Origin of the sequence: Caulobacter vibrioides OR37, from assembly GCF_000372645.1 — a bacterium.
Taxonomy (GTDB): Bacteria; Pseudomonadota; Alphaproteobacteria; order Caulobacterales; family Caulobacteraceae; genus Caulobacter; species Caulobacter vibrioides_E.
On sequence record NZ_APMP01000055.1, the window covers coordinates 1 to 3,427 of the forward strand.

At 71.3% G+C, this 3,427-nt stretch carries 3 protein-coding genes and 1 pseudogene; all 4 read right to left on the reverse strand.

Annotation, left to right across the window (positions count from 1 at the left end):
* Positions 1 to 27 precede the first annotated feature (27 nt).
* The 4 genes and pseudogenes from OR37_RS20390 to OR37_RS20405 all read right to left on the reverse strand — a co-directional run bounded on the left by OR37_RS20390 (position 28) and on the right by OR37_RS20405 (position 3,413).
* Entirely contained in the window at positions 28 to 1,251 is a 1,224-nt protein-coding gene (locus OR37_RS20390; RefSeq protein WP_004625102.1) for a phage major capsid protein, read from the reverse strand.
* A gap of 151 nt (positions 1,252 to 1,402) precedes the next feature.
* On the reverse strand, positions 1,403 to 1,810 hold the full coding sequence (locus OR37_RS20395) for an HK97 family phage prohead protease (RefSeq protein WP_004625104.1): 408 nt from the start codon (positions 1,808 to 1,810) through the stop codon (positions 1,403 to 1,405).
* Positions 1,807 to 2,058 carry a hypothetical protein gene (locus OR37_RS20400; RefSeq protein WP_004625105.1) on the reverse strand — a complete coding sequence of 84 codons (252 nt, stop codon included), beginning with the start codon at positions 2,056 to 2,058 and terminating at the stop codon, positions 1,807 to 1,809. Before OR37_RS20400 ends, OR37_RS20395 begins: the two co-directional genes overlap by 4 nt.
* Before the next feature lie 154 nt (positions 2,059 to 2,212).
* Positions 2,213 to 3,413 (reverse strand): annotated as a pseudogene (locus tag OR37_RS20405) (phage portal protein).
* Positions 3,414 to 3,427 lie beyond the last annotated feature (14 nt).

Consider the following 3,427-nt stretch of genomic DNA (forward strand, 5'->3'; position numbering starts at 1 on the left):
ACGGGGGAGGGGAACCTCGGTTCAGGTCTACGACGCCGCGAACTTCAGCAGCTTGATCGCGTCGAAGTTCTGCACGCCGCCGCCGACGCGCTTGGTGGTGTAGAACAGCACGTGCGGCTTGGCCGAATAGGGGTCGCGCAGGACCCGCACCCCGGCGCGGTCGACGATCAGATAGCCTTTCTCGAAGTCGCCGAACGCCACCGCGCAGGCGTTGGCGGCCACGTCGGGCATGGCCTCGATCTCGGTGACCGGGAAGCCGAGCAAGGACGCCGACTGGCCCGGCTGCAGCGCCGCGTTCCAGATGTAGTTGCCCTGCGCGTCCTTGAACTTGCGCACGGCGCTGACCGTGCGGCGGTTCATCACGAAGCGGCCGTTCTGGCGGTACTGGGTCTTGGCCGCGTAGATCAGGTCGATCAGCTTGTCGGTCGGGTTGCTGCCCGGCCAGGCGCCCGCCGCCCCGGTGGCCAGATAGCCGACCTGGCCCCAGCTGTACGAGGCGTCCGGCGCGGCCGTGTAGGCCAAGAGGCCCTTGGGCTTGTTGACCCCGTCGCCGGTTACGAAGGCCGAGGTCTCCTGGGCGGCGAAGGCGTCCTGCACCTCCTCGGCCAGCCACTCGTCGATGCTGACATAGGCGTCGTCCAGCAGGGCCTGGGTCGCGGCCGGGCTGGCGTAGAGCTCGCCCGCCGGGAAGTCGATCACGTCCAGGGTCGGGGCCGTGGTCTCCGGCCGCGCGGCGGTCTCGGCCACCCAGGCGGCGGCCAGGCCCGTGGGCGAGACCGGCTTGCGGAAGGTCCCCGCGCCGATGGTGCGGACCTGGCAGATCTCGCGCATCGGGCTGGTGGCGGCCAGGCGGCGCAGGATCAGCCGCTCCAGCTCCGGCGGCGCCACATAGCCGCCGGCCGTGGCGGTCCCTTCCGACAGGCCCTTCAGCTCAAGCAGAGCCGGCTGCGTCTCGCCGGTCTTCACATAGCGGTCGAAGGCGGCCTTGCGCTCGTCGACCTTGGCGACCGGGGTCTCGCCGCCCAGCGCCGGGCGGCGCAGGTCGGCCATGATCCGGTCCAGGCGGTCCTGGGCGCGGGAGACGGCCTCGTCGATGCGGCCGACCTTCTCTTCCAAGAGGACGTCGGCCCGCTTGGTCTCGATGGCCGAGAGGCGCGCGTCATTGGCGGCCTTGAAGCTCTCGAACGCCGTCAGGACGTCGGCCAGCGCCGCGCGGGCCTCGGGCGAGGCCGCGTGTTTGGTTTCCTTCATGGGGGTCTCCGAAAAGCCCCCTCCCCTCGATGGGGAGGGGTAGGGGTGGGGTGACGCGGCGTTGACCGCGCCCCGAATGGCGGGACAGGAGCTGCGGACCGGCCGCGTCACCCCCATCCCCGCCCTTCCCCCATCAAGGGGGAAGGGAGTTTCAGCGGACCATCAGCCGCGCGCCCGGCAGCATCGGGAAGGTCACGATCGACACCTCCCAGAGCTCGACGCGCGTCAGCACGCGCAGGCGTCCCTGCGTCCGGGCCTTGACCTGGCGAAAGCCGATGGAAAGGCCGTCCAGCGCGCCGGCCTCGACCAGGGCGGCGACGAGTCTTCCTCTCGGGGTCGCGCGCAGGATGCGGCCCTGGACAAAGAGCCCCTTGGCGTCCTCGACCACCGCGTCCCAGACGCCGATCGGCTCGGCCTCGTCGTGCTGATGCAGCATTTTGACTCCGACGGAGCCTGTCCGCGCCAAGCTGGAGGCGAAGGCCCCGGCGGCGGTGACGTCGTCATTGAGATCCCGCGTCCAGAACAGCGAGGCGTAGCCCTCGATCTTCAATTCCGTCATCGCGCGCGCTCCAGCTTGGCCTCGATGCGCTCCAGCGATTGGCGGCTGGCCTCGGCCTGGGTCTCCAGCCGGGCGAGGCGCTCGGCGACCGGGGCCTGGGCCTCGAGGCGGCGCTGCATCTCGTCGATCCGCGCCGAGGCCTTGCCGGCCCACAGCAGGGCGGCGGCGGCCTGCAGCGCCACGGCCACCAGCACGGCGGCCGACACCTGACGGTCCAGCCGCCAGCGGTTGGGTGGAGAATTAGGCATGAGCAAACTCCTCCCTTCCCCCTGGATGGGGGAAGGGTCGGGGATGGGGGTGATCGCGGCGGGGGATGACGGGCTAGGCTTGAAACGGGAGGCGGCGTGGCAGCCGCCCAAGCCACCCCCATCCCAACCCTTCCCCCATCCAGGGGGAAGGGCTCTAACCCTGCTCCAGTCCCGCCAGGCGCCGGCGCTCGGCGTCGGTCAGGAAGGACGCCGCCTCCAGCCGGCTCCACAGGGCGTCGCGCTCGGCCGACAGGGCCGGGACGGCGTCGAGGTCGGGGACGATGCTGGCGCCGGGGAACTTGACCGACAGCCAGCCGGTCAGGGCCCGCGCCGCCCGCTGGGCCAGCGGAACCACGGTCCCGCGCCAGAAGGCGGCGTTGGCCTCGCGATAGTTGGCGTAGGTGTTGTCGCCCGGAATGCCCAGCAGCTGCGGCGGGACCCCGAACGCCAGGGCGATCTCGCGGGCGGCGGCGTGCTTGCCGTCCGTGAAGTCCATCTCGGCGGGCGACAGCGACATGGCCCGCCAGTCGAGGCCGCCCTCCAGCAACAGCGGCCGCCCGGCGTTGGCGGTCCCGGACTGGGCGTTGGCCAGCTCGGTCTTCAGCCGGTCGAACTGCTCGTCGGTCAGGCGGTCGCCGGCGTCCCTGGACGAATAGACCAGCGCGCCCGACGGCCTCGCCGAATTGTCCAGCAGCGCCTTGTTCCAGGCGCTGGAGGCGTTGTGCACGTCGATCGCGAAGGCGGCCGCCTCCAGAGGCGAGAAGCCGTAGTGGTCGTGGGTCGGGTTGAACAGCTTCAGGTGCAGCACCGGCAGCCAGCCGTCGGCGTCGCGGCCGATCCGGACGGTGCGCCCGGCGGCCTGGTAGTCATAGGCCAGCGGCCAGCCGCGCGGTCCCGGAACCACGGTCATCCGGTCGGGCCGCAGGGCGTAGAGCTCCGAGGGTTCGCCGTCGCCGGCCGCCTCCAGATAGGCGTTGCCGGCCACCTGCAGGCTCCCGAAGAACGCCTCCATCAGGTCCGGCCCGCCCTGCTCGCGGTTGGGATGGTCCAGCAGGCGCCTCAGCGGATGATCGTCGACGCGGCGGCCGCCCGCGAACACGGCCAGCGGCGTCGCGGCGGCGGCCTCGGCGATCATCCGCACGCAGCGATAGGCGACGGGGTTCTTGCCGAACCCCTCGACGGCCAGCGCGCCATAGTCGCGCGGCGTCCACTGCGGGCGACCCGCGGCAGTCAGCGCGATCAGGCGCGCGGCGCGGGAGTCCTTGGTCTCGCGCGCCGGACGGGGTTTGAAGAAGGACATGGGCGCTCCCGGATGGCTTGAGAACAAATAAAGAACATTGTAGGGTGACGCTCAACGATCTCCTCCCCC